A 24,668-nucleotide genomic window follows, 5' to 3' on the forward strand; every position below is an offset into this window, starting at 1 on the left:
GTCAATATCAGTAATCCAATGGCAAATCCAACGGTTACCACAACTTACACAGTAACCAAAACGGATATATCTTCCGGATGTAGCGATACCGACACAGTCATTGTAACAGTAAACAATGCTGTTGTAATTGCTGCTGCAGGTGCGGACTTTACCAAAACCTGTATCGACAATCCAAACGGCAAATTAATTGGTGAGGCTAACGACGATGCGTTTACCTATTTGTGGTCTCCTGCAACAGGCTTGAGCGCYGCGAATATCAGTAATCCAATGGCCAATCCAACAGCAACTACAACTTACACCGTAACCAAAACAAATAAAATTACGGGTTGTAGCGATACCGATGAAGTGACTGTGAGTCTGAACAATGTGGTACCAACTGCGTTAGGAATAAGAAACCTAGACATTTGTTTCCCACTGCCGATAGATTTACGTACAGCGATACTTGATGCATTACCTGATCCACTTGTAGAACTAATAACTTTCTGGAGAGATCCCGAAGCTACAGCAGATCAAATTACCAATGTTTCAAATTTCACAGCTGGACCTGGTACTTACACCATTTATTTGAAAGAAGTTCTTCTTTCTTCAGGTTGTCCTAGAGTTCAACAATTTTCTGTAAACGTAAATTCAATTCCAATTTGCAATATCACAGGACCAGATCCAGTATGCGGTAGTTCAACCGGAAATACTTATACCTCAACTGTAGACCCTACAGGTGGAATAGTAACCCATCACTGGTCAATCACCGGCAACGGAACCATTACCAGTGCCGTTCTTACAGGAGCATCCATCACAGTGACAGCTGGAGCATCGGGTTCTTATACAGTGACCGATAACATGAGTAGAAATGGTTGTACTAGCTCTTGCAGTAAAACAGTGACCGTAAATTCAATTCCAATTTGCAATATCACAGGACCAGAATCAATATGTGATAATTCAACTGGAAATACTTATACGTCAACTGTAGACCCTAGTGGTGGCACAGTAACCCATCTTTGGTCAATCACCGGTAACGGAACCATTACCAGTGCTGTTCTTACAGGAACATCCATCACAGTGACAGCTGGAGCACCGGGTTCTTATACAGTGACTGATAACATCAGCAGAAATGGATGTACCAGCTCTTGCAGTAAAACAGTGACCGTGGTATCCTGCGCAAATGAAGGATGTACTTTAGGGTATTGGAAAAACCACACTGATAGATGGTGTTCAAACTATACTACTTGTATGACAATGGGAGAAGTATTTGATAATGAGCCATCCAGTTTTACTAATTTAACTTTATTGGAAGCTCTAAACTTAGGCGGAGGAGGTATTTATAACTTGGCTAGACAAGGTGTAGCCGCTTTATTGAATGCTTGTAGCGATGATGTTGATTATCCATCACCTTATTTAAACAATCCTCAATCAGTAATTAATGCTGTTAATGCAGCATTCTTAGCTGGTGGAAATGCACCTGGATCATTAGCATCTCAATTAGATGTCCTTAATAATTCAGGCTGTCCATTAGGTGGAACAAATGCTACCGATGCGTCAAATTGTGAAAATAAATCATCAAATAAAACATCAAGTGTAGAAGGTTTTACAGCCTCTCCGGTTCCTTTCAGAGACCAATTGACTATTAGCTATGATTTTAAATATGTTACAGATGTAAAAATTGAAGTATTCAATATATCAGGAGTAGTGGTAGCACAAAACTACGACACTAATGGTTATTTGAATAAATCAGTCTTACTAAACATTCCTTATACTGGTCAAGAGGAAGTTTATATAATAAAAGTAACTACCAATAGAGGAAGCAGTACCAAAAAAGTAATTTCTTCCAGATAATTTAACTAATTTTAAAATAAAAGCATCCGCTACAAACGGGTGCTTTTTTTATGCAAAATTGGATACTTTCAAAAGTATCAATTAAGTTATATAAATAAGTAGGTTTAAATACCTCTTTGTAAATCAAATTTATTTAATGACTCTTTCAATTATTGATTACTCATATACTTTAAGGTAAATCCATGTTTGGAGAAAGTTGGAGTAATTTTGTGCCTAAAAATTAAATATCAATAATGTCTTGTCCTGAAATAGCTATACACAAACAAAGAGTGTATGGATAAAGCCTAGATCAAGTAGGCATAGTGTATGAAAAAGCGGGAAGTAATCTTTAGAAGCTCTTTATAAGATTTATATATTTTCTAAAAACGTCACCAAATTTATATCCTCATTTTGAATATTAAGTTTTTTTCTTAGCCTTGCTCTTGCAACATTAAGACTGTTATAAGATTGACGTGTAAGCGCACAGATTTCTTTAGTAGTCATATTTAATCTTAAAAAGGCACAGATCCTTTTCTCATTAAGAGTTAAATCAGGATATTTACTATTTAAACGCTCATAAAAATCATTGTAAACCTGACTAAAACGAACTTCAAATTCTTTCCAAACATCGTCATCTTGAGCATTTTTAATATCCAAAATTATTTTTTGGATAATTACCTGATCATCTTTTTTTATTTGTCTTTTCAATGCCATCAACCGTTCCGAAATTTCAGTAATGAATTCGTTTTTTTTCAGTAAATACATTATGTTTGTGGTAAGCTCTTTGTTTTTAAATTCTAATTCTCTTTTTAAAGTGTTTTCTCTTAAAGAAAGTTCTTTATTGTTCAATTCTGCGCTTTCTTTTGCCAATTGTTGGATTTTAGCCTTCGTTTCCTGAAGACGATACATAATGATAGCAATTATAATCCCCAGAATCAAAACAATTGCTATAATCAAGTAAACAAGTTCCCTGTGATTTTGCGCTACTTTTGCAGTTTGACTTTCTTTGTCAAACTTATACTGCATTTCGGCACGAGTAATTTTTTGTTGGTTTTCTTTATTAAAAAGACTGTCGCTTATAGACTTATATGCAACGTGATATTGGTAGGCTTGTTTGTAATCTCCTTTTCCAGCCAATACTTGGCTAAGTTCTTCCAAAACAGCTTCCCTGGCAGAAGATGAATTAGCTTGTTGACAATATTTGAGACTATTAAGCAAATATTCCTGTGCTTTATTTAGTTGCCCTTTCTCTTTATATAGCCTTCCTAAGTGGTAATTAGATTTACTTAACCCATATATATCGTTCTCTTTTTTCCTTATATTAAGAGCTTCGATAAAAATTGCTTCGGCCAATTCGTAACGCTTTCCTTTAAGATATATGAGTCCCATATTGGAATATACTGAAGACAGATTTTCATTATCATGTATCTTTTTGCTATGTGTTGATGCCTGCATAAAATATTCAAGAGCAAGATCCCACTGGTTTTTATTATCATAAATAATACCAATATTATTTAATAATTTCCCTTTAATCTGATGAACTTTGAGGCTATCTTTTATAATGTTTTTATCCAACAAGGCTATTACTTGATTGAACTTTATTAGTGCTTTTTCAAAATCCCCTTGATAAAAATAAACTAAGGCAATGCTGTTATAAACTTTTAAGATATCTGGATTTGCAGGATAGAGTTCATAGATTTTCAGCGCTCTTAACTGATAGTCAAGGCAAATATCAATGTTGCCTTTAAGAAGATTGGCAGTACCTATATTTGAATATACTCTAGCCAAAAGTGTATCTGCGGTATTTTTTTTGAAGGATAATGCCTTTTTATAATAAAACAGCCCAGAGTCTAAGTCTTTTTTTTCTAATGCATATCCAATCCGAATGAGCAAACGTACCTTGTTATTAGGATCAGAATTTGCTTGATATTGAAGCTTCAAACTATCAATTTTTTGTGAAAAAAGAGCTTCACAAAAAAATATAAAAAAAAACTATAAATAGGTATAAATGCTTCAATTCAAATAATTTTAGCTAAACTATGAATAATTTTTGAGTTTCAAGATTATCAGTTATTTGATTTACTAAATTCTTTTCTGAAAATTTAGACATGGTCCAATTGATTTCTTCGAACCAGATAAATTCCTAGCTTCAATTTTATTTCTTAAGTAATTTAATGAGAACTCAATTTTTGATTTTTAATAGGTCATTACTCATTAAAAGCCTTCATTTGAATAGACGTATTTAATTATTTTTAAGTTCAATTTCGAATTCCAAATAAGTCAATAATTTAACACCGCAAACATCTTATAGACAGACACTTAAGTTTTATTGTTGTACAAATGTAATCGTCATTTATTCTCTATATATAAGATGTAACTATCCTTTGAATCATAACTATTTGATTTTTCCATACTCTTGCGCCAAGACATTTAATGCTTTGTTTTATTAGAACTATTTATGAACCCTAATTTCAGGATAAGGAATTGAGATTTAAAAATAAACTATAGCCATTGCATTAAATTATTATTAACTAACCAAAAAACAATTTAAATGACAAATTATTACAAAAAAGGAAATCGATTTTTATCGTTTTTGATTTTTTCGCTTTGGTCTGTTTTTTCTTTTAGTCAGCAAGTAACCTTTAAACAGGGAGTTAAGCAAGGTTCTGTGAAAATTAAATTTTCAGGACAATTAACTCAGACTTTAAGGACAATGAAGGTGACTACAGGGAAAAAGCTTTTGACAGGAATTCAAGCCTTTGATAAAGTTTCTGCAAAGGTTGGAGCCAAGAAAATGCATAGGCTATTTCCTGAAAATCCTAATCCCAGATTGGAAGCCAAATTGCGAAAGCACAAACTAGATTTGTGGTATGTTGTAGACATCGACGCTAATCAAAAGCCACAAGATGTTGTTCTTCAATATAAAAGAATTAATGAAATTGAGGTAGCAGAAACGGAGAAGGAAATAGTGCTTTCTGATTATAGCTTTACACCAATTAGCGATACACAAATTAGTACTGTAAGATCTTCTACAGCAGCTTCTTATTTTAATGATCCTAAATTGGGAGATCAATGGCATTATGATAATACTGGACAAACTGGATATCCAGATGGTTCTGACATCAATTTATTCAAAACGTGGGATATCACAAAAGGAAATCCTCAAGTTATTGTTTCGATTCATGATCAGGGAGTAGATGTAGAGCATCCAGATCTAAAGGCAAATATTTGGACAAATAACGCTGAACTTAATGGTGTTGCTAATGTGGATGATGATGCTAATGGCTATGTAGATGATATTCATGGCTGGAATTTTGATAAAAAGAATGGAAGTATTGAAGCACAACCTCATGGAACGCACGTAGCTGGAACAATTGCAGCAGTAAACAACAATGGAATAGGTGTTTGTGGTGTTGCTGGTGGGAGTGGTAATAATGATGGCTCTAAAGTCATGTCGCTTCAATGTTTAGGAGGCGGTGGATTTGAACAAAGTTATATTTATGCAGCAGACAATGGTGCTGTGGTTTCTCAAAATAGTTGGGGATATACAGAGGCTGGAATTTTTGATGAATCGGTGCAAGATGCGATAGACTATTTTATTGCCGAAGCTGGAGATTATCCAAATAGCCCAATGAAAGGAGGAATTGTAATATTTGCAGCGGGAAATAGTAATTCAGAGGGAGAGTGGTATCCAGGTCATTATGAGAATACATTGTCTGTAAGTTCGATCGGACCTAACTGGGAAAAAGCCAGCTATTCCAACTATGGTACTTGGGTTGACATTGCTGCTCCTGGAGGGGAAACAGATTTGGGGTCAAAAAATGGTATTTTAAGTACTCTGCCAAATAATCAATATGGTTATTATCAGGGAACATCTATGGCTTGCCCGCATGTTTCGGGTATAGCAGCCCTTGCTTTGTCAAATCGCAAGAGCCAATTAACACCTGAAATTCTAAGAAATAAGCTTTTGACAGGTGTAGTTGATATCGATTCTCACAATCCTGGATATGAAGGAAAGTTAGGTTCGGGTCATATAGATGCATTTTTAGCTATTCAAAATGATCAGGGTATAGCACCAGCAGCCATAATAGATCTGAAGGTAACAGGAGTTGCGCAAGAATTTGCAAATTTATCATGGACTGTTCCAAATGATACAGATGATTCACAGCCTACTGAGTTTCAAGTTTATTATAGTACTTCGCCGATAACTAGAAGTACCCTTTCGACGACAAAATCTGTCATTATTAAAAATTCAGCATTGGCGGGAACAACTACGACATATACCGTTAATGGACTTTTAGGTCTAACTACATATTATTTTGCAGTAGTTTCCAAAGACAGATGGAATAATTTATCAGAATTATCAGATGTCGTACAAGGTACAACCAATGCTGGACCGAAAATAGATGTAGATGAAAACAGTAAAAACATTGTAATTGATGTTGATGCCAGTACTTCTTTTAAAGGGACACACGATCTTACAATTTTAAATAACGCAGAAGGTGTATTGAAATGGGAATTTTCAACCCGTCATAAACAAACTTCTATTGCGTCGTTTGCTGCAAAACAAATAAACTACCCTGTTGCGAAAACAACAAAAGTAGCCTCTTTGGGAAATGTGCGTAAAATAAAGGCTAGAGTTTCATCAGCTTCTTCAAGTAAACAAGTGGGCACATTCCAGTTTACTCCGACAGAGAAAACTTATTGTGATGGTCCTACCGACATTATTGGAGATGAAGATATCAAACTTCCAAATTCAGCCGCCACAAAATATGTTGTTAGTGAAGCGGATGGCTTTAACCTGACGCAAATTCAAACCTATTTAAATGTAAATCCGGAATTTGGTCCTGTTGTCGTTGAAGTGTATAAAGGAACGGAACTCGATAAAAAAAATCTAATTTATGCCCAAGAATACATTCCTTGGAGTGCTGATCAAAGTTTTGCAGACATTACATTAGACGAGCAATTGTATTTTGAGCAAGGTGAAACGTTTTGGGTGGTACTTCATGTTCCAGCTGGAAACCTTTATCCTTTGAGTATTGGATATGAGAATACGCCTGAAGGATCTGATAATTGTTTTATATCTTTTGACTTAGGGCAAACTTGGGGTTCACTCGGAGTAGCTCTTAATAACAATGATTTTGCATGGTTCAGCATAGCGAGCAGCCAAAATAAATACTTAGGGGAATATTTGACTTTAGAGCCTAAGAATGGAGAGGTAAACGGAAATGGCACAGAAAACACAAAACTTTCAGCTGATGGATCTGCACTTATAAACGGTACTTATTCTGCTAATGCTATTTTTAAATCCAATGATGCAACGAATACTGAATTTAAAGTTCCTGTTACTGTAAATGTAACTGGTCAACAGCCTGTTCTTAAATCTATTGAAACACTAGATTTTGCAAGTGTTTTTAAAGGCACTTCAAAAGAGATGGAATTTGTAGTAAAAAATACAGGATTGGGTAATTTCAATGATGTATCTTACACTATCTCGAATCCAAACTTTGAACTTCTTGATGGGGCTCCATATCAACTTACTGCAGATAGTGAATTTCTTCTTAAAGTAAAATATACACCTAATGCATTAGGAAATGATAATGGAATATTGACATTCGCATCTACCAGCAGTTCTAAAACTTTAAAAATTGTATTATTTGGTGTTAGTTCTGAACCAGCAAAAATAGTTGTTGACCCAATGACCCAATTAATTGACAATGTCACTTTGGGAGATCAGGTTACTGCTTCAGTTACTGTAAAAAATGAAGGTCAGGCTGCACTTAAGTATTTCATTCCAACCTATGATAAATCAGGAATAAGTGATAGTTGGGAAGGAAAATATCATAAATATGGTTATAGATACCGAACAAGCTACGCATCAGAAACTGATCCTTTAACGTATCAATATCAGGATATTTCTACAACGGGAATCGATATTACAAAATATTTTAAAGCAGAAGGCAACAGATATTTTCCTGTGGAAATGGGTTTTGATTTCCCATATTATGCAAAAAAAATGCAAACATTATATATCAGTTACAAAGGATTTACAACATTTGATGATTCGCAAAATCCAGTTAATACTCCAAATTTAAATGGTGCACCATATTCACCAAAAGGATATATTTCTCCTTTAGGAACTTTTATTGAATTGGCCGCTGGAGGTAGTGTACAATATAAAGTGGAAGCAGATAAAGTTATTGTACAGTTCACTAATGTTACTGACGGATATGCAGGATTTCTTACCGCACAGATGGTGCTGTTTGCAGATGGAAATATTCGTTTTTACTATGATAATATTACCTTTTCCGAGCAGGATGTACAGTACCTTAATATCCTTATTGAGGATTACGATCAGACCGATGGTATTTTAGTAAGTGATTGGACTAAAGTGGCAAAAATATATTCCGGGTTGGCTTTAGGTTTTGACTATCCAGGTTCTGATATGATTACTTCTATCAGCAATGCAGGAGGAATTTTATTGCCAGGTGAATCTGCCAAGATGGATGTTGTTATGGAAACAGCTGCTTTGCATGAGGGTGTTATCAACAGGTATTTGAATGTTATATCTAGCGATCCATTAAATACCCAAATAAATCCTTTGGTACAAATTAATATTACAAGTGGAGGTAAAGCTGAACTTGCTGTGTCTCATTCGGATATTAGCTTTGGGGATGTATTTCAAGGAGCTGTTGCTTCCAGAAAATTTAGCATTAAAAATAATGGCACTGCCCCTGTAACATTAACAAGCTTTGCTTTAGACAATAATAAGTTTCAAATAACAGGAGAAACAAGTGCAACTATTGCTCCTGGACTTAGTAAAGTATATGATGTTGTTATGCCTAGCGATGTGGTTGCTAATTTTACAGATGTATTACGTATTACAGATAACAAAGGAGTTAAATATGTATTGACACTTTCTGGAAAAGTAATGGATCCGCCAGCTATAAAAGTTACTGATCTTGATTTGATAACACAGGTGTTAAACCATGGAGAGACAGCTAAATATCCTATTCTTATAGAAAATAACGGTAAAGCTGATCTTGAAGTAGTTGCAACCGGTACTGATTGGCTGACAATGTCTGTACCAGTAAGCACTGCCGATGCAATACCAAATTTTACATATAATTATGAAACATTTAATGACGGAACAAATTACCAATGGATTGATATTCGTAACACAGGAACTCAACTGCCATTTCCTGAAGATTATTTTGATGTTGATCAGTATTGGAATAAAATAACGTTGCCTTGGGCTATTGATTTTTATGGTAAAGAATATACTGATATAAATGTAGGTACTACAGGATTGTTGACTTTCGATGAGCCGGAAGCTAGTGCTGCAATGAATGATAAAATCCCTACTGATTTGTTTAAAACACTTATTGCCCCATACTGGACTTTTGGAGGTTTTAACACAATTGAATACAAAAAAGAGGATGTGGGTGTTTTCTATTATAGTGATGCCGAGAAAATTATTATTTCATGGGAATATTTTGTAAATAACTTTGGTATGGGGGATCCAACCTCTGCACAAGTTATCTTCTACAAGAATGGAACAATGAAATTCCAATATAAGGTGAACGGAACTGTAGATAATAGTACTAATATATCAGTTATTGGACTTCAGAATGGTGATCATTCCGATTTTGTTGCCATATCAAATAATGCTAATGTAAACCATGGCAGTGGTTTGGCTTATGTGATCAGTCCGGCAAAAAAACAGGTAATTCCGGCTGGAACTACTTTAAGCGCTCAAATCAATATTGATGCACGCAATATATATGCAGGTGAATATGATCGAGTATTAAAATTACGCACGAATGTTCCTAACCAGGAACAGCTGGAGAAACCAATACATTTAACTGTAAAAGGGTCACCTGAAATTACTTCAAATGTTACTGAAATAAATTACGGTGAACTAATGGTCAACCCAGCTGTGATCAATACTAAAGAATTTGAAATTAAAAACTCTGGTGCTGCAACACTTCAATTATCAAATATGTCGATAGAAAGTGGTTCTGCTGAATACACTCTTGAAACCTATGCCTATTTTTCTGGCTGGGATGGAGGAGGTTACTGGGATTGGGCAAATATAAATGACCTTGGGGGTGTTTACCCACCGATATTACCAGGTGATATGACCAAATTCAGAATTACATATGCTCCAACTGCAGCAAGTATTGTTAGTGACAATATTGTTGTTGAAAGCAATGCCACAGTGCCACAGATGATGATTCCTATACACGCAGAAGTAACATTACCTCCTGCTTTAACTGTGGGAACTACTGAAGTGAATAGTGTTGTTAATTATTTAACTGATACAGATACACAGTATGCTACTTTCAGTAATGGAACTCAGGGGGGTACTTTGAAGTATGAATTGAGTATTGACTATTTGAGAAAATCGATGTCAGGGTTTAGTTCTCATTCACCATCAATTGCAAAAGCGGGAAAAACAGCCAATTTTAAATTATTAAAATCTATCCCGGCACCTAAAGGAGGTGTCAGTTTATACGCTGCTGATCCTAGTTTTAATCGAGTATTGGCTTACGAAGACAGTAACATAGCAACAGCACGCTTTTTTGGTTACGGAGGTGGACTCCCTTTTACTACAGCAACACGATTTAACGCTGGTAAAGAAGGCTTTACTCTGTCACATTTTCAAACGTTTATGAATGGTACTGAGAAACCATCAGGAACAATTACTTACGAAATACGCGCAGGAGGTTCATCTGTTAACGAAGCAACGATAATAGAGCAAGGATCTGTTGATTATGTGTATGCGGGAGACAAAGCTGGAGCATGGCTAACATTACCTATAAAGGAGCCTAAAGGGCTTTATCCAAATGAAGATTTTTATATTGTCCTTACCTATCCTTATGAAATATCGTATTCACAAGGTGCAGTTGAGGGGATGGATAAAACACCCGGAAGATATACGGCAGCTGATACCGAGGGGGAGTTTTTTGATTTACAAGACATTTCTGATTACCAAGATATTGGTTGGATGGTAAGAGCCGGAGAAGAGAAGTATGTTTCTAATGCTTGGGTTTCTATAAATGGTCTTTCAAATGGAGATATTGCTCCAGGCGGATCAAATAAAGTTCAACTGGACTTTATAGCTGCAAATGGAGTTCGTGGAGATCAACATGCCATCTTAAACATAAGAACAAACGACCCGGTTAATACCATGGGTAAAGTTCCTGTAAACTTGCATATTAATGAAGCTCCGGTTTTCTCTAATATCCCTGAAAAAGTAAGTGTTAACGAAGCTTCAGAAGTAGCTGTAAACATAGGGTTGATAGATAAAGAAGCCAATACTATCACGATTCAAGCTCCTAATGTGCCTTCATGGGTATCATTTGAATTGATTGGTCAGGAAATTGCAATAAAACTCGCTCCGGGTTATGAAACTGCTGGAACTTACACATTGATTTACACTGCTGTTGATGAACTTGGAGCGTCAACAGAAATGTCATTGCAAGTTGAAGTATTGAAAACCAATCGTGCACCTGTAGCTATTCAGTCAGAAGAATTGATTTATTCTAGATTGAACTTTTTTGATGTGCGCCAATTTGAAGATTATTTTTCAGATCCGGATGGTGATAAAATGACTTTTAATGCTTCAGTAGCAAATGAGAATATTGTATCAGTGACAATAGGTCAAGAACTTGGTCAATATGTGATTGAAACACACACTGCAGGCGAAACAATATTGACCTTGACAGCCACAGACATTCATGGCTTAAGCACAGAACAACAGATTAAGGTTGTTGTGAAAAAAGCAGAAATTACGGAACTCAATATATTTCCTAATCCTGTTGTAAACACATTAAATATAAAGTGGGAAGATCGTTGGGCTGGAGATGTTGTTATTGAAATTGTGGCTCTTAATGGTTCAACTGTTCGCAGATATGATATTGAAGATGTGCAACTGAAGGCTTATAGCGAGTTAGACTTGAGTAACTTACCAACAGGAGCTTATTTTCTACATGTAAGTGGAAAAGAAGGAACATCCTCAGTTATCAAATTTATTAAAAGATCAAACGAATAAATAACGAAATGATGTGACTAAATGCGTAGCGATACAAAATTTACTGTTTTACTTCATCACAAGCAATAGAAATTGTATCGCATCACGTATTATAATTTTAATCAAAAAAATAATTAACTCATATACATGAAAAAAATAATTCTTTTATTTTCACTGCTCTTTGGAGTCGGAAATTTACTCGCACAAGAACAAAATGAGGGAACTGTCACAGGCGTGCCATTTTTGCTAATATCGGCAGATGCTAGAGCATCTGGTATGGGAGATATGGGAGTAGCGACATCACCAGATGTTTTTTCACAACAATGGAATCCAGCGAAATATCCCTTTTCCGAAAATAAACTAGGTGTAGGTTTAAGTTATACTCCTTATCTATCTTCTTTAACAAATGATGTTGCTTTGTTAAATCTAAATTATTTTAATAAGATTAATGAAAGAAGTACATATGCACTCAGTTTAAGATATTTTGGGTTAGGAGAAACCCTATTTAAACAGAATGAAAATGATCCAGGCCAAACTGTGAATCCAAACGAATTGGCATTTGATGTATCTTATTCCTTGAAATTAAGCAAAAAATTTGCGATGTCCGTTACCGGGAGATACATCCGTTCGGATTTAAAAATTCAAGAAGTTGATGCTGCTGGTAGTGTTGCCAGTTCATTTGCTGTTGATGTTTCCGGATTTTACCAGTCGGCTGAAATTACCTTTAGTAGTTTTAAGGGTGTTTGGCGAGGTGGATTTAATCTTTCAAACCTTGGACCTAAGTTGAACTATGATTCAAATTCTGGATCTGAAAGTGTTTTACCTACCAATTTGAAATTTGGTGGAGGTTTTGATTTTATTTTAGACGAAGATAATACATTGGGAACTTCGTTAGAGTTTAATAAACTAATTGTTGACGGGTCAAATTCGATTACATCAGGACTTGGACTAGAATATTTATACCAAGACTTTTTTGCATTCAGAACAGGGGTTTATAATGATACTAATGGAATAGGGAATGTCAACTTTTTTACTTTTGGAGCTGGATTTAAATATAGGACGGCCAAATTTGATTTGTCATATCTCAATTCCACATCCAAACAGTCAACGTCAATGGATAACATATTAAGATTTTCCCTTTCTTTTAGCATAGGGGACAATGTTGTGGATAGCATAGAAAATAAGGAAACAATTAGTAACTAAAAACAATTACTATTCTTCTATATTCGAAATTATCCCATAAAATAAGTCCCTAAATAAAGAGACTGAATAAAAATGAAATACCCCAAAAAATCAGAGATTATTTTGGGGTATTTTTATTCTATAAATAGCTAGTTAAAGTTATTAAAAAATGTCAGAACAGGATTTATTTAATAATCTGTATAGTTATTTCAGGACAGGACAGGACAGGACAGGACGGGACATAAAGCATAGATAAAGCATAGATAGTGTATAGATAGTGTATGGATAGTGTATGGATAGTGTATGAAAAAGCGGAAAGCAATCTTTAGAAGCTAATGCCCCATCCCAATCATTAAATTTTTAACGCTAACTTTTTCAAATCATGAAGAAAATGTTTTGTGGGCATTTTTGTAGGGTTCATCAAATAGATATACCTCCAAGGTGATTTGTTTTTAGAGGTTTTTTGGTTCAAACCTTTTTAGAAAAATAGTTTAGTATTTATCAGTATACTATTTAAGTATAACGGAAAGACATAAAAAAAAGCCCATTTCGTAAGAAATGGGCTTTTAAGCTTGTGACCTTGACTGGATTCAAACCAGTAACCTCTTGAGCCGTAATCAAGTGCGCTATTCAGTTGCGCCACAAGGCCATTTTGCTAACTTGTTCATTGTTTTCAACGATGTGCATTGAACTTGTTTGCGGGTGCAAATATAGGAATAAATGTGTAACTTGCAAGTATGAATTTGTATAAAAAATAAAAAAAATGAACTTAAAAAAATATATACGTGATATTCAGGACTTTCCAAAGGAAGGAATTGTGTTTAAAGACATCACTCCGTTGCTAATCGATGCAAATGCTAGGAAAGAATGCCTCGAAATCTTGGTTTCGACAGTAAAAGACAAAAAAATTGACAAGGTAATTGGGGTTGAAAGTCGAGGTTTCTTCTTCGGGATGCTTTTGGCGGAGGAACTAAATGTGGGTTTTGTTCCAGTTCGAAAACCAAATAAATTGCCTTTCGAGACTATTTCGGCTTCTTATGATTTAGAATATGGTACTGACACTCTTGAAATTCATATTGATGCTATCCAAGAAGGGGATAGGGTTTTGATTCACGATGATGTTTTGGCCACAGGAGGAACAGCAAAAGCGGTTTGCGAATTGGTTGAAAGATTGGGAGGTGTAATTGTACAGTGCAATTTCTTGATGGAACTTACTTTCTTGAATGGAAGGGAAAAGATTGCCGGAAACGAGATTTTTGCAGCAATGACTTATTAATTTCAGATAACAGAATTAAGTTCGCAGATTACTGATTACTGCAAACTGAAATCTGCAAACTGTAATTTACCCAAGCGCTCTGGTTGTAACATAATAACGATAGCCAATAATAGCCATTTGCCATTTCTTGGCTTTGGTTACATCTAATCCTTGTTTGGTAAAGCTTGGTAAAATAAGTTTGTTGATTTGGGCTAAAATTTTATACATATTTTTTTTAAAGATATTCAACTGAATCCGACATTTTCTTAAGTTCCTAAGGTGTAAATGTACGAAGTTTGAAAATGGTAAACCGAAAAAATCTTTTGGATGAAAAAAGAAACAGACAACTTATGATGGTTTATCCTTTTTAATTAAATTTGAGATCCAAAAATCAACTCCAAATCAATGAAAAAAACTACTTTTTACTTCGTTTTTGCCTTTTTATTATTTTCACAAATCGGTATTTCACAAGTTGCTGAAGATCCGGAAATTAAGAAGATGATTTCTGAAGTCAAAGCCGAAAATCTGGAAGCAACTGTTCGAAAACTGATTACTTTTGGCACCAGACATACTTTAAGCGATACCAAAAGCAAAACAACAGGAATTGGTGCTGCACAACAATGGGTAAAATCTGAGTTTGATAAATATGCTCTTGAATCTGGTGGAAGATTAACTTCTGAAATAGATTATTTTACCGTTAAGGCTGACGGAAAACGTATAAAAGTCGACAGCCAGCTCGGAAATGTAATGGCTACCTTAAAAGGAACTGATCCTAATGATAATCGCGTACTTATTATAAGTGGACATCTTGATTCACGTGTTTCTGATGTGATGGATGTAAAATCGGATGCACCAGGCGCTAACGATGATGGTTCGGGAGTTGCGGCTGTTATGGAATTGGCAAAGATAATGAGTAAAAGATCGTTCTCTGCTACAATCATTTTTGTTGCCGTTACCGGTGAAGAACAAGGACTTTATGGCTCAAGACATCTTGCAGAATTAGCAAAAGCAAATAACTGGAATATTCTTGCCATGCTGAATAATGATATGATTGGCAACAGTTTATCTAACGGAACTAATTTAAGAGACAATACACAAGTAAGAGTTTTTAGTGAAACAATTCCGTATTTAGAGACTGAAGATGAAGCCAAAATGCGCAAATCGACGAATCGTGATAACGACAGTCCTTCAAGATTATTGGCACGTTATATAAAAACAACTACAGAACAATATGTTGATCAATTGAGCGTGAAATTAGTGTATCGAAATGACCGTTTCTTGCGTGGTGGTGATCATACTCCTTTTAGCCAAAATGGATTTACAGCGATTCGTTTTTGCGAAATGAATGAAAATTTTGATCATCAGCATCAGGATTTGAGAACAGAAAACAATACTAAATTTGGAGATCTTCCTGAATTTATGGATTTTGATTATTTAAGAAAAAATGCTTGTGCCAATTTAGCTGTTTTGGCAAATTTGGCGTGGTCACCAAAAGCTCCTTTAAATGTAGGCATTGAAGTTAAAAATCTTTCGAATTCATCGACTTTAATATGGAGCGCCCCAGAAGATAAAGCACAATTTGGTTATCAGATTTTGATGAGAGAAACTTCTTCCTCTCATTGGGAAAAGACCTTTTTTGTAAAAGACACTAGAGCAGAAATACCTTATTCTAAAGATAATTATTTCTTTGCCGTACAAACGGTTGATGCACTTGGACATGCTAGTATTCCGGTATTTCCAATTCCGATTAAATAAGAAATACAACTATAAAAAAAGACGGTTTTGATGAGAAACCGTCTTTTTTATTGATTTTTAGTGAATACCACTATTTGTTTTCTTTTTCTATCTTAGATTGGTATTCATCCATTTGTTTTTCATAAACTTCCATTTGTTTATCAAAAGCCTCCATTTGCTTATTGAAAGGCTCCATTTGTTTGTCAAATTCTGCCATTTGTTTGTCGAAAGCTTCCATTTGAGGTTCTAATTTTTCCATTTTAGCATCATACTCTTCCATTTTCTTTTCAAAATCTTTCCAAGCCTTTTTATCTCCGTTTATAGGATCTCCTTTTGGTGCTTTTGGCGCTTTTGGCGCTTTTGGAAAAACAGGAGCTTTAATTTTTGAAGGTGGTGTAGGAGGTGTCGGTGGTGTCGGTGGTGTAGGAGGGGCAGGCGCATTTATGTCCTGAGAAACTCTGTTTCGGGTAATAATTCGAATAGTTTTCCCGTCCTTATTGACATCCATACTTTGTATCATTCCTTGATCCAATTGGTCTAATTCATTTAGATCTACTTTTTTGTCATCGATATAAACGTCATTTTCATTAATTGTTTTGGCATATTTTTTTGTAATTATTCGGATTTCTTGTTTGTCATTATTTTTGATGACATTCATAGTGGCAATTTCTTTTGGATCTAATTTGTCCATTTCGGTTTTATCTGATTTTGCTCCATCAATAAAAATATGAGTATCATCAGAAATTCGAATTTTAGGAGATGCTACGTTATTATTTACCGTTAATTTATCATTCTCTTTATCTTCGGTAACAATGCCAATATTTGTGGTTCCATTATCATTTTTGGAAATGGCTATAGCAAAATCTTTTATGGGTTCGCCACTGTTCACTTCCATTTCGGTAGCTACTTCTTTTCCTTTTTGCAGTTTAATTTTTAAACCAATTAATTCATTATTTGAGTTCCTTTTTACTTTAGAAAATGTGGTTTTTATGGCATATTTTTCATTAAGAATTTCTGCTTTTTCTTTTAATTCTGCTTCTGTTGTATTCTTATTTATTTTGTAAACATCTACATCACTTGAAGTTGATTGTTCTTTTTTTGGGCTCTGATTTTTTTCCTTTGCGATAACTTCCATTTGGAATAAAAACACAAAGGCAATTAAAGCTGGAAGTACTAAGGCATACTTCCAGGAATTCGATTTTTTTGATTGATTTTTGTTTAACATAACGATTCGTTTTTTGATTAATGATTGATAAAAATGATTGGTAAGCACAACACAATTTTCGTGTGTTGTTATTTTTAAAAGCGTAAGCTGATACGCTTTTTTGTCGGATATGTTTTTGGCAGCTTCACTGTCGGCGATGAATTCTAAGTTTTGCAAAATGGCATTTTTGTACAACCAAATAAAGGGATTGAACCAAAAAAGGATGCAAAAGAAACGCATGATTAAGACGTCTATAGTGTGGTATTGCTCACTGTGTACTTTCTCATGCTCAAGGATACTTTCCATTTCCGACTCGCTGTATAATGATGAGTTGTAAACGATGGTGTTGAAATAAGAAAAAGGAGCAATGTTTTCTTTAAGGTCGATGTATTTATGGTCTGCTTGTTGGTGAATTGTTTTTCCTCTCAAAACGAGATTAAGGTGATAAAAGTCAAAGGCAAACTGGATTAAAAACAACGTTATTCCTATGATATAGGCAGCGGCCAAAACAATATACCAATTGATTTCAAAACTTTCTTTAGGGACAGTTCTCAAGGGCATTTTTGACCAGTCAAAATTAGTAGGCGTTGGTTCTACCCAAACAATCGTGGTAAAAACTATCCAAGGCAAAATTACTGATGTCAGCAAACCCGCCAAAAGAAACCAACGGTTTGCGGTAAAGAAAGTTTCTTTTCGCAGTAGGAAATAATAAGCGATATAGAACATCCCTATTAATCCACTCGATTTTGCAATATATATGAATAGTGTTTCCATTTGTGTTTATTGTTTTTTTATTCCGAAGCCTTTATTTGGTTTTTTGGTTGTCATGAACCCCATTTTTTTTAATGGAATAGTTTTATTTCTTTGGGGTTTCAATCATAGAAAGGATTTCTCGTAATTCAGCAGCAGAAATTTTCTCTTCTTTGGCAAAAAAGGAAACCATGTTTTTATAAGAACTATTAAAATAATTATCGATAGCAGTACTCATAAAACCTTTTCGGTAATCCTCGATACTTACAATCGGGAAATATTGATGCGTGTTTCCAAAGGCATTGTGATTTACATATCCCTTTTCTTCCAGATTGCGAATAATGGTGGATAAGGTGTTATAATGCGGTTGGTCTTCTGTGATTTCGGCCATTACTTCTTTTACAAAAGCTTTTTTGAGCTTCCATAAAATGTGCATGATTTCTTCTTCTTTGTTCGTTAGTTTTTGCATGATGATTTAATTTGAAACAAACTTACAACTATATTTTTAGTTTACAAACTATAAATATAGTTATTTAACTAAAATTTTAGTTTTATGCTGATTTTCTTGGTGTTCAATATGATAATCACGGGTGTATTTTGCTCTATAACGTGGTAAACCACGTTACATAACGGGGTAGTTGGTGTATCGGACGGGGTTAACCACCGTGATGTACGGGGTTGATGTAGTTGAGGACGAGGTATACCCCGTTCTGTAACGGGGCAGTTGGTGTATCGGATGGGGTTAACCACGTTATTGTACGGGGTTAATGCGGTTCAGAACGTGGTTAACCCCATTTTGTAATTAACCAAAAATGCCAAATCTCTTTGTTGGATAAAAAATAATACCAATTATAAATACAAAATGATTTGGAAGTGGTTAGGGAATGGAGAACAGTTTTTTAAAACCTGTTGGGATTTGTATCTAATAGATATCTTCTGGAATACAACTGCTGTGGTTCTCGCGTGAGGGATAGAAGCAAGCTACCGAAGTAGCGCGTATAGCCCGACAGCTTTATGGAAATGGGCCGAATAAGCGGTTTGCATATTTGGCCCATTTTCATAATGGTGGCACGCCCCAATTATTATGAAGGTATTATTTTTGTTCTTTGTGAATCATTTTGTTGAGCCAAAAACAGCAAAGGAAGGATAGTCCACCCAAAGTTCCCATGATAAACCAATTGACTTGATAGTTATAATGAGCTATAATTTCCAGACCAGTTTTGGAACTGGCTATATGTGCCAGGCTGAAACTCATGGTATAGAAGCCCATATATTTTCCTTCTTGACCTTTTGGCGCGCGGTTGAGGGCAACGGCATTGACAAATGGAAAAGAGAATATTTCACCAAAGGTGAGTAATATGATGCTAATTACTAGGATTCCAACCCAAGAATCAAGTAACAAAATGTAATATCCAAGTGTAATGAATAGAGATCCAATTGCAATGCTCTTTATTTTGTTCGTTTTTCTTCTTTCTAAGGTGCTTACGATTGGCATTTCTAAAAGGAAAACCAGTAACCCGTTGATGGAGAGCAACATTCCGGTTTGGAATTCACTTAGTCCAAATTTTTCGTTGTGGTATAAGGGCAAAGTCGAAAATATTTGAAGAAAAACCATGAAAGTTACAAAACTGATAAAAAGCAGCAGCCAAAAGGGTTTGTCTTTAAAGACCGATTTTGAAATTGTTTCGGTTATTGATTGATCTGTGGTAACTGGTATTTTCTTTTTTTCTTTGATATACAATGCAAAAATCAAAATTGCAATGATACAGGTACTTCCATCGACCCAAAATAGTCCTTGGTAACCCATTCCAATAATAATTAATCCGCCCAAAGCCGGGCCAGCTGTAAAGCCTAGATTTACAGCCAAACGAATTAAAGACAGCGCACGAACTCGGTTTTCGGGTTTGGCATATAGGCTCAGCGATACAAACATGGCAGGACGAAACATATCGGAAATTGCCATAATAACAAACATCCCAAAGCATAATCCCCAAAAGGTTGTAATGTATTGTAGTAGAATAAATAGGATTCCGCTCGTAAAAAGACTAAAAATCATGATTTTATAAAACCCAATTTTATCGGTCAGTTTTCCTCCTAACCACGATCCCAACATGGAACCCAATCCAAAGGCAACCATAATCCATCCCACTTCACCATAGGTAAAATTCAAATCTTCCTTTAAATATTTGGATAAAAAAGGCAGCACCATAGTACCGGCTCTATTGATAAAAGTGACTAGAGCAAGTATCCAAACTTCGCGTGTGAAGCCTTTAAAATTATTGATGTAGCGGCCAAGGGCAGTTTTAAGCATGTTGCAAATTCTTGTTTATTGCAAATCTACAAAGTTTTTTAGGAGCTATTTACTTCGTCAGTTCATTTCATTCGTGTCCAGCTATTCGTTGCAAATATATTCACTGAACTCCTATGAAAATAAATTTTAAGTGAAGTAATCTGGGCTAGTGAGATATTTAGTGTATTTCAAGATATTTGTTTCTCTAAACATAAACTTTGTGGCTTTGTAACTTTAAACTATTTTTGCATAAAATTTAAATTATTATGAGAGTTACACTGACTTTGATTCTGTTGACACTTTTTAATTTTGGCTTTAGCCAAGAAAAATTTGATGTAACTGCTGTCGAAAAATTTCAAAAGGACCTCAATACAGAATATGCAGATGCAAAGACAAGTCCGTTGTCGACTGATGATTTGGCTAAATTTAAAGCATTAGATTTTTATCCAATAAATGAAAAAGCCTTTGTAGTAGCTAAATTCATTAGAACTGAGAACGAAAGACCATTTGAAATGAAAACTTCAACGGCGAGAAAACCTATGTATGTAAAATATGGGGAAGCTCGTTTTCAGCTAGAGGGAAAAGAGTTAAAACTAAATATTTACCGCAATATTGAACTCTCCAAAAAAGAAGAATACAAAGACCATTTGTTTTTGCCGTTTTCGGACTTGACTTCGGGTAAAGAAAGTTATATAGGCGGGAAATACATTGATTTGAAAATCCCAACAGAGAACACGATTGTTATTGATTTTAATCAGTCGTACAACCCTTATTGTGCTTACAATCATAAATATTCATGCCCAAAAGTGCCATTGGAAAACGATTTGGCTATCGAAATAAAAGCGGGCGTAAAGAAATTTCATGATTAATGAAGTTTTTTAATTTACATACTCACAAATTTACGAATCAGGACGCGGTCTTGGAACTCGTTAATCAATATCCGCAGGAATTTGATGCAGCGATTCCGTATTATTCCATTGGGATTCATCCCTGGTATATTGATGAAGAAAGATTGGAGACCGATTTGCAGATTATTGAAAGTAAATTACAAGAGCCTAATTGTTTTGCTTTGGGCGAATGTGGATTGGATAAACGCATCGAAATTCCGTTAGAATTGCAGCAAAAGGTTTTTGAAAGACAATTGCTTTTGGCACAAAAACAAAATAAACCCGCTGTGATTCATTGTGTCGCAGCTTTTCAAGAGGTAATTGCTCTAAAGAAACGATTAAAAATTACGGTTCCAATGCTCATTCACGGTTTCTCGAAGAATAAACAAGTGGCCAAGGAACTCATCGATAACGGATTCTATATTTCGTTTGGGAAATATTTATTGCGTAATCCTGAACTAGAAACAGTTTTTCAAAGTATTCCCAATGATCGATTTTTTCTAGAAACTGATACTGTGGAAGAAGGAATTGAGGAAGTATATGCCTTGGCAGCCCAATATAAAAAATGGAAAATGGATGAACTGCAACAACAAATAAAGAGTAATTTTGCAGCGGTTTTTAGAGGTTATGAATTATGAGTTGTCGGTTTAGGGAATGAGAATTTTGAACGATTAAACCTTTAAACAATTTTAAACCATAACCAAGAGCGATTAAACCTTTAAACGATTACACTTTTTAAAAAATTAAACGAATTAATATGGCAGAGTGGACAGAAAGAGCCGAACTATTATTTAAAAAAGAAGGTTTACAGAATTTGCAAAATGCTCACGTAATGGTCGTAGGACTAGGCGGAGTGGGTTCTTTTGCAGCCGAGTTTTTGGCAAGGGCAGGAGTAGGAACGATGACCATTGTAGATGGAGATGTTGTAGATATTACCAATATAAATAGACAATTGCCAGCTTTGCATTCAACAGTGGGACAGCCTAAAGTGGATGTTGTAGGTGACCGATTGATGGATATTAATCCTGAATTGAATTTGATTCGAGTAAAAGAGTTTCTTTCGCCAGAGCGTGCTTATGAGATTGTTACCAATGAATATGATTATGTTTTGGATTGCATTGACAGCGTAACCCCAAAATTGAATTTGATTATTTCGGCTAGAAGAAAAAAAGTGAGAATAATAAGCAGTATGGGAGCTGGAGGGAAAATGGATGCTTCTAAAGTAAAAGTAACTGATATTTCTAAAACGTTAAATTGTTTTTTTGCAAAAACAATCAGAAAGCGTTTGAAGAAAGAAAAAATCAACAAAGTGAAAGTAGTTTTTTCTTCTGAAATTCAAGATGAATCTAGCTTGCGCATGACCGATGGTTCTAATTTTAAAAAATCTTTTTACGGAACCAATAGTTATATGCCAGGATTATTTGGCCTGCACGCAGCAGAAACAGTGATTCGATTTTTACTTAAGAAAGAGTAAAGATGTTGAATCGTTTAATCGATTAAGAGGTTAAAAGTTTAAGGAGTCAAATTTAAAACAATAAAAATATAAACTAGGTGTCTTAGTATCTTAGGAACTCAGCACCTTAGAATCTAAAAAAAAATGATACAAACCGTAATTTTCGACATGGATGGTGTAATTGTAGATACAGAACTTGTACACCGTTATGCTTATTACAAACAATTTGGTGAATTGAATATTGAAGTTCCAGAGGAAATGTACACTTCTTTTACAGGGTTATCGACTCGCAATACTTTTCAGAAGTTGAAAGAACATTTTCAGTTACAACATGAAGTAGAAGATTTGATTTTGAGAAAAAGATCTATTTTTAATGATGCTTTTGATAGTAAAGAAGATTTGGCTTTACTGGAAGGAGTGGAAAATTTAATTAAAGATTTTCATCAAAATGGTATGCAGCTGATTGTAGCTTCATCGGCTTCAAAAGTCACGATTGATAGAGTTTTTCGACGTTTTGATTTACACCAATATTTTTCACATATAGTAAGTGGTGAAGATTTTCCGAAATCAAAACCACATCCTGCAATTTTCCTGCATGCAGCATCTTTATCTATTGCACCAAAGGAAAACTGCATCGTTATTGAAGATAGCACCAATGGTGTAAAAGCGGCCAAAGCTGCGGGTATTTTTTGTGTAGGGTACAATAGTTTTCATTCTAAAGACCAAGATTTGTCATTGGCTGATGTTGTAGTCAATCATTTTGATGAATTGAATTTTGAGAAAGTATCGCAGTATTAATTTATAAATTAAAGATATATCGAATTTCAAAACAATAATACATACTTTTATAAATAAGATATTTTATTTTTTTGAGTATTATTTTTTGATTTTCCATAATAGTAGTTTTTATAAAGTCGACTGTAAATACAAATTCTTTATTAGTCAAGTTTGATTTAATTACATTACAAACTTAAACCCGAACATCTTTTTTTTTGTTATATAATTTTTTAAAAAGCTTGTATGATTTCTAAATTTCTAGTGAGTGCGTTGTTTTGTGTTGTAGAAACAACTAAACTTGGAAAAATAGTATAATAACTAATTTTGAATTAAGGAAAAATTAACATCTAAAGTTTTTTGAATTTGTAAATTTGAAGAAATACATAAACCAATAATATGAAAAAGATTTTTTTTGTTTTAGCCTTTATTATAGCGCCCTTTATTACTGAGGCTCAATTGAAAACACCTCAAGCCAGCCCAAAAGCAACAGTTTTTCAAACGGTTGGATTGACAGATGTAGAAATAGTTTATTGCAGACCGGCTGCAAGAGGTAGAGCGGTATTTGGGAATTTGGTTCCTTTTGGAAAAGTTTGGAGAACTGGAGCCAATGAAAATACTACCATTTCTTTTAGTGAGGATGTTGTAATTGATGGTAAAACTTTGCCTAAAGGAAAATACTCTTTGTATACAGTTCCTAAAATAGAAAGCTGGGAAGTGATTTTTTATTCTACCACAAACAATTGGGGAAATCCTGAGACGTGGAATGAAGCTAATGTAGTACTAAGAACTACTGTAAAAGAAGATGCATTACAAAAATCAGTAGAGTCTTTCACAATTGGTATTGGTAACTTGACCGCAGATACTGCTACCTTGGATATGGCTTGGGAAAACTCATCTGTTTCAATGAAATTTACAGTTCCTACTCAAAAAGAAGTATTGGCAAATATTGAAAAAGTATTGGCAGGACCAACGTCTGCTGATTATTTTTCGGCTGCACAATACCTTTATCAGTCGAATGGTGATAACGCAAAAGCAATGGCTTACATGGATAAAGCTATGGAATTGAGTACTGAAAAACCTTATTGGTACACTCGTCAAAAGTCATTGATTCAAGCAAGAGCAGGAGATAAAAAAGGTGCTATTGAAACCGCAAATCTATCTCTTGTGGCTGCAGAAACTGCAAAGAATCAAGATTACGTAAAAATGAATAGAGAAAGCATTGCGGAGTGGAGTAAAAAATAGGACACGCTGAACTGTATTCTGATTAACGATTAAATTAAAAATCCCGTTT

General features: G+C 34.7%; 15 protein-coding genes and 1 tRNA gene. 10 read left to right on the top strand and 6 right to left on the bottom strand.

Annotated elements, in window-relative coordinates; all coding sequences use genetic code 11:
* The coding region (locus AC1DY0_RS11030; RefSeq protein WP_477188651.1) for a T9SS type A sorting domain-containing protein at positions 1-1,830 on the top strand (1,830 nt) is incomplete at its 5' end.
* A gap of 348 nt (positions 1,831-2,178) precedes the next feature.
* Here AC1DY0_RS11030 and AC1DY0_RS11035 read toward each other — a convergent pair.
* Complete coding sequence (locus AC1DY0_RS11035) at positions 2,179-3,750, bottom strand: tetratricopeptide repeat protein (RefSeq protein WP_477188652.1); 1,572 nt, start codon at positions 3,748-3,750, stop codon at positions 2,179-2,181.
* A 610-nt stretch (positions 3,751-4,360) separates the two neighbouring features.
* Between AC1DY0_RS11035 and AC1DY0_RS11040 the strand changes: the two genes are divergently transcribed.
* Together AC1DY0_RS11040 and porV are read left to right on the top strand one after the other, a co-directional pair.
* Entirely contained in the window at positions 4,361-11,866 is a 7,506-nt protein-coding gene (locus tag AC1DY0_RS11040) for a S8 family serine peptidase (RefSeq protein ID WP_477188653.1), read from the top strand.
* A 126-nt stretch (positions 11,867-11,992) separates the two neighbouring features.
* Positions 11,993-13,048 (top strand): type IX secretion system outer membrane channel protein PorV, encoded by a 1,056-nt coding sequence (gene porV, locus AC1DY0_RS11045; RefSeq protein ID WP_477188654.1) that lies wholly within the window; start codon positions 11,993-11,995, stop codon positions 13,046-13,048.
* Between the two features lie 554 nt (positions 13,049-13,602).
* On the opposite strand, the gene AC1DY0_RS11050 is transcribed toward porV, so the two are convergent.
* Positions 13,603-13,676, bottom strand: a tRNA-Arg gene (locus AC1DY0_RS11050).
* 114 nt (positions 13,677-13,790) lie between these two features.
* Between AC1DY0_RS11050 and AC1DY0_RS11055 the strand changes: the two genes are divergently transcribed.
* Positions 13,791-14,303, top strand: a complete 513-nt coding sequence (locus AC1DY0_RS11055; protein WP_477188655.1) for an adenine phosphoribosyltransferase — start codon at positions 13,791-13,793, stop codon at positions 14,301-14,303.
* Positions 14,304-14,369: 66 nt separating this feature from the next.
* Here AC1DY0_RS11055 and AC1DY0_RS11060 read toward each other — a convergent pair whose 3' ends face one another.
* The gene (locus AC1DY0_RS11060) at positions 14,370-14,510 is read right to left on the bottom strand and encodes an SsrA-binding protein (RefSeq protein WP_477188656.1); all 141 of its coding nucleotides are present in this window, start codon (positions 14,508-14,510) and stop codon (positions 14,370-14,372) included.
* A 177-nt stretch (positions 14,511-14,687) separates the two neighbouring features.
* On the opposite strand from AC1DY0_RS11060, the gene AC1DY0_RS11065 reads away from it, so the two are divergent.
* Positions 14,688-16,037: a M28 family metallopeptidase gene (locus AC1DY0_RS11065; protein ID WP_477188657.1), complete on the top strand. Its 1,350-nt coding sequence runs from the start codon at positions 14,688-14,690 to the stop codon at positions 16,035-16,037.
* Between the two features lie 70 nt (positions 16,038-16,107).
* Here the strand turns inward: AC1DY0_RS11065 and AC1DY0_RS11070 are convergent, their stop codons facing one another.
* From AC1DY0_RS11070 to AC1DY0_RS11080, 3 genes are all read right to left on the bottom strand, one after another.
* On the bottom strand, positions 16,108-17,994 hold the full coding sequence (locus tag AC1DY0_RS11070; RefSeq protein WP_477188658.1) for a M56 family metallopeptidase: 1,887 nt from the start codon (positions 17,992-17,994) through the stop codon (positions 16,108-16,110).
* 82 nt (positions 17,995-18,076) lie between these two features.
* A complete protein-coding gene (locus AC1DY0_RS11075; RefSeq protein ID WP_111408610.1) occupies positions 18,077-18,439 on the bottom strand; it encodes a BlaI/MecI/CopY family transcriptional regulator in 363 nt (120 codons plus the stop codon).
* Positions 18,440-19,063: 624 nt separating this feature from the next.
* Entirely contained in the window at positions 19,064-20,281 is a 1,218-nt protein-coding gene (locus AC1DY0_RS11080; protein WP_477188659.1) for an MDR family MFS transporter, read from the bottom strand.
* Between the two features lie 245 nt (positions 20,282-20,526).
* Here AC1DY0_RS11080 and AC1DY0_RS11085 point away from each other — a divergent pair, with 245 nt between their 5' ends.
* The 5 genes from AC1DY0_RS11085 to AC1DY0_RS11105 all read left to right on the top strand — a co-directional run bounded on the left by AC1DY0_RS11085 (position 20,527) and on the right by AC1DY0_RS11105 (position 24,619).
* On the top strand, positions 20,527-21,129 hold the full coding sequence (locus tag AC1DY0_RS11085; RefSeq protein ID WP_477188660.1) for a DUF1684 domain-containing protein: 603 nt from the start codon (positions 20,527-20,529) through the stop codon (positions 21,127-21,129).
* Positions 21,129-21,785 (top strand): TatD family hydrolase, encoded by a 657-nt coding sequence (locus AC1DY0_RS11090; protein ID WP_477188661.1) that lies wholly within the window; start codon positions 21,129-21,131, stop codon positions 21,783-21,785. Before AC1DY0_RS11085 ends, AC1DY0_RS11090 begins: the two co-directional genes overlap by 1 nt.
* A 119-nt stretch (positions 21,786-21,904) precedes the next feature.
* Positions 21,905-22,621, top strand: a complete 717-nt coding sequence (locus tag AC1DY0_RS11095; RefSeq protein WP_477188662.1) for a tRNA threonylcarbamoyladenosine dehydratase — start codon at positions 21,905-21,907, stop codon at positions 22,619-22,621.
* Positions 22,622-22,744: 123 nt separating this feature from the next.
* On the top strand, positions 22,745-23,398 hold the full coding sequence (locus tag AC1DY0_RS11100; protein ID WP_477188663.1) for an HAD family hydrolase: 654 nt from the start codon (positions 22,745-22,747) through the stop codon (positions 23,396-23,398).
* A 375-nt stretch (positions 23,399-23,773) separates the two neighbouring features.
* The gene (locus AC1DY0_RS11105) at positions 23,774-24,619 is read left to right on the top strand and encodes a DUF2911 domain-containing protein (RefSeq protein ID WP_477188664.1); all 846 of its coding nucleotides are present in this window, start codon (positions 23,774-23,776) and stop codon (positions 24,617-24,619) included.
* Positions 24,620-24,668: the final 49 nt, after the last annotated feature.

It is taken from the genome of Flavobacterium sp. P1_E4, assembly GCF_056405915.1.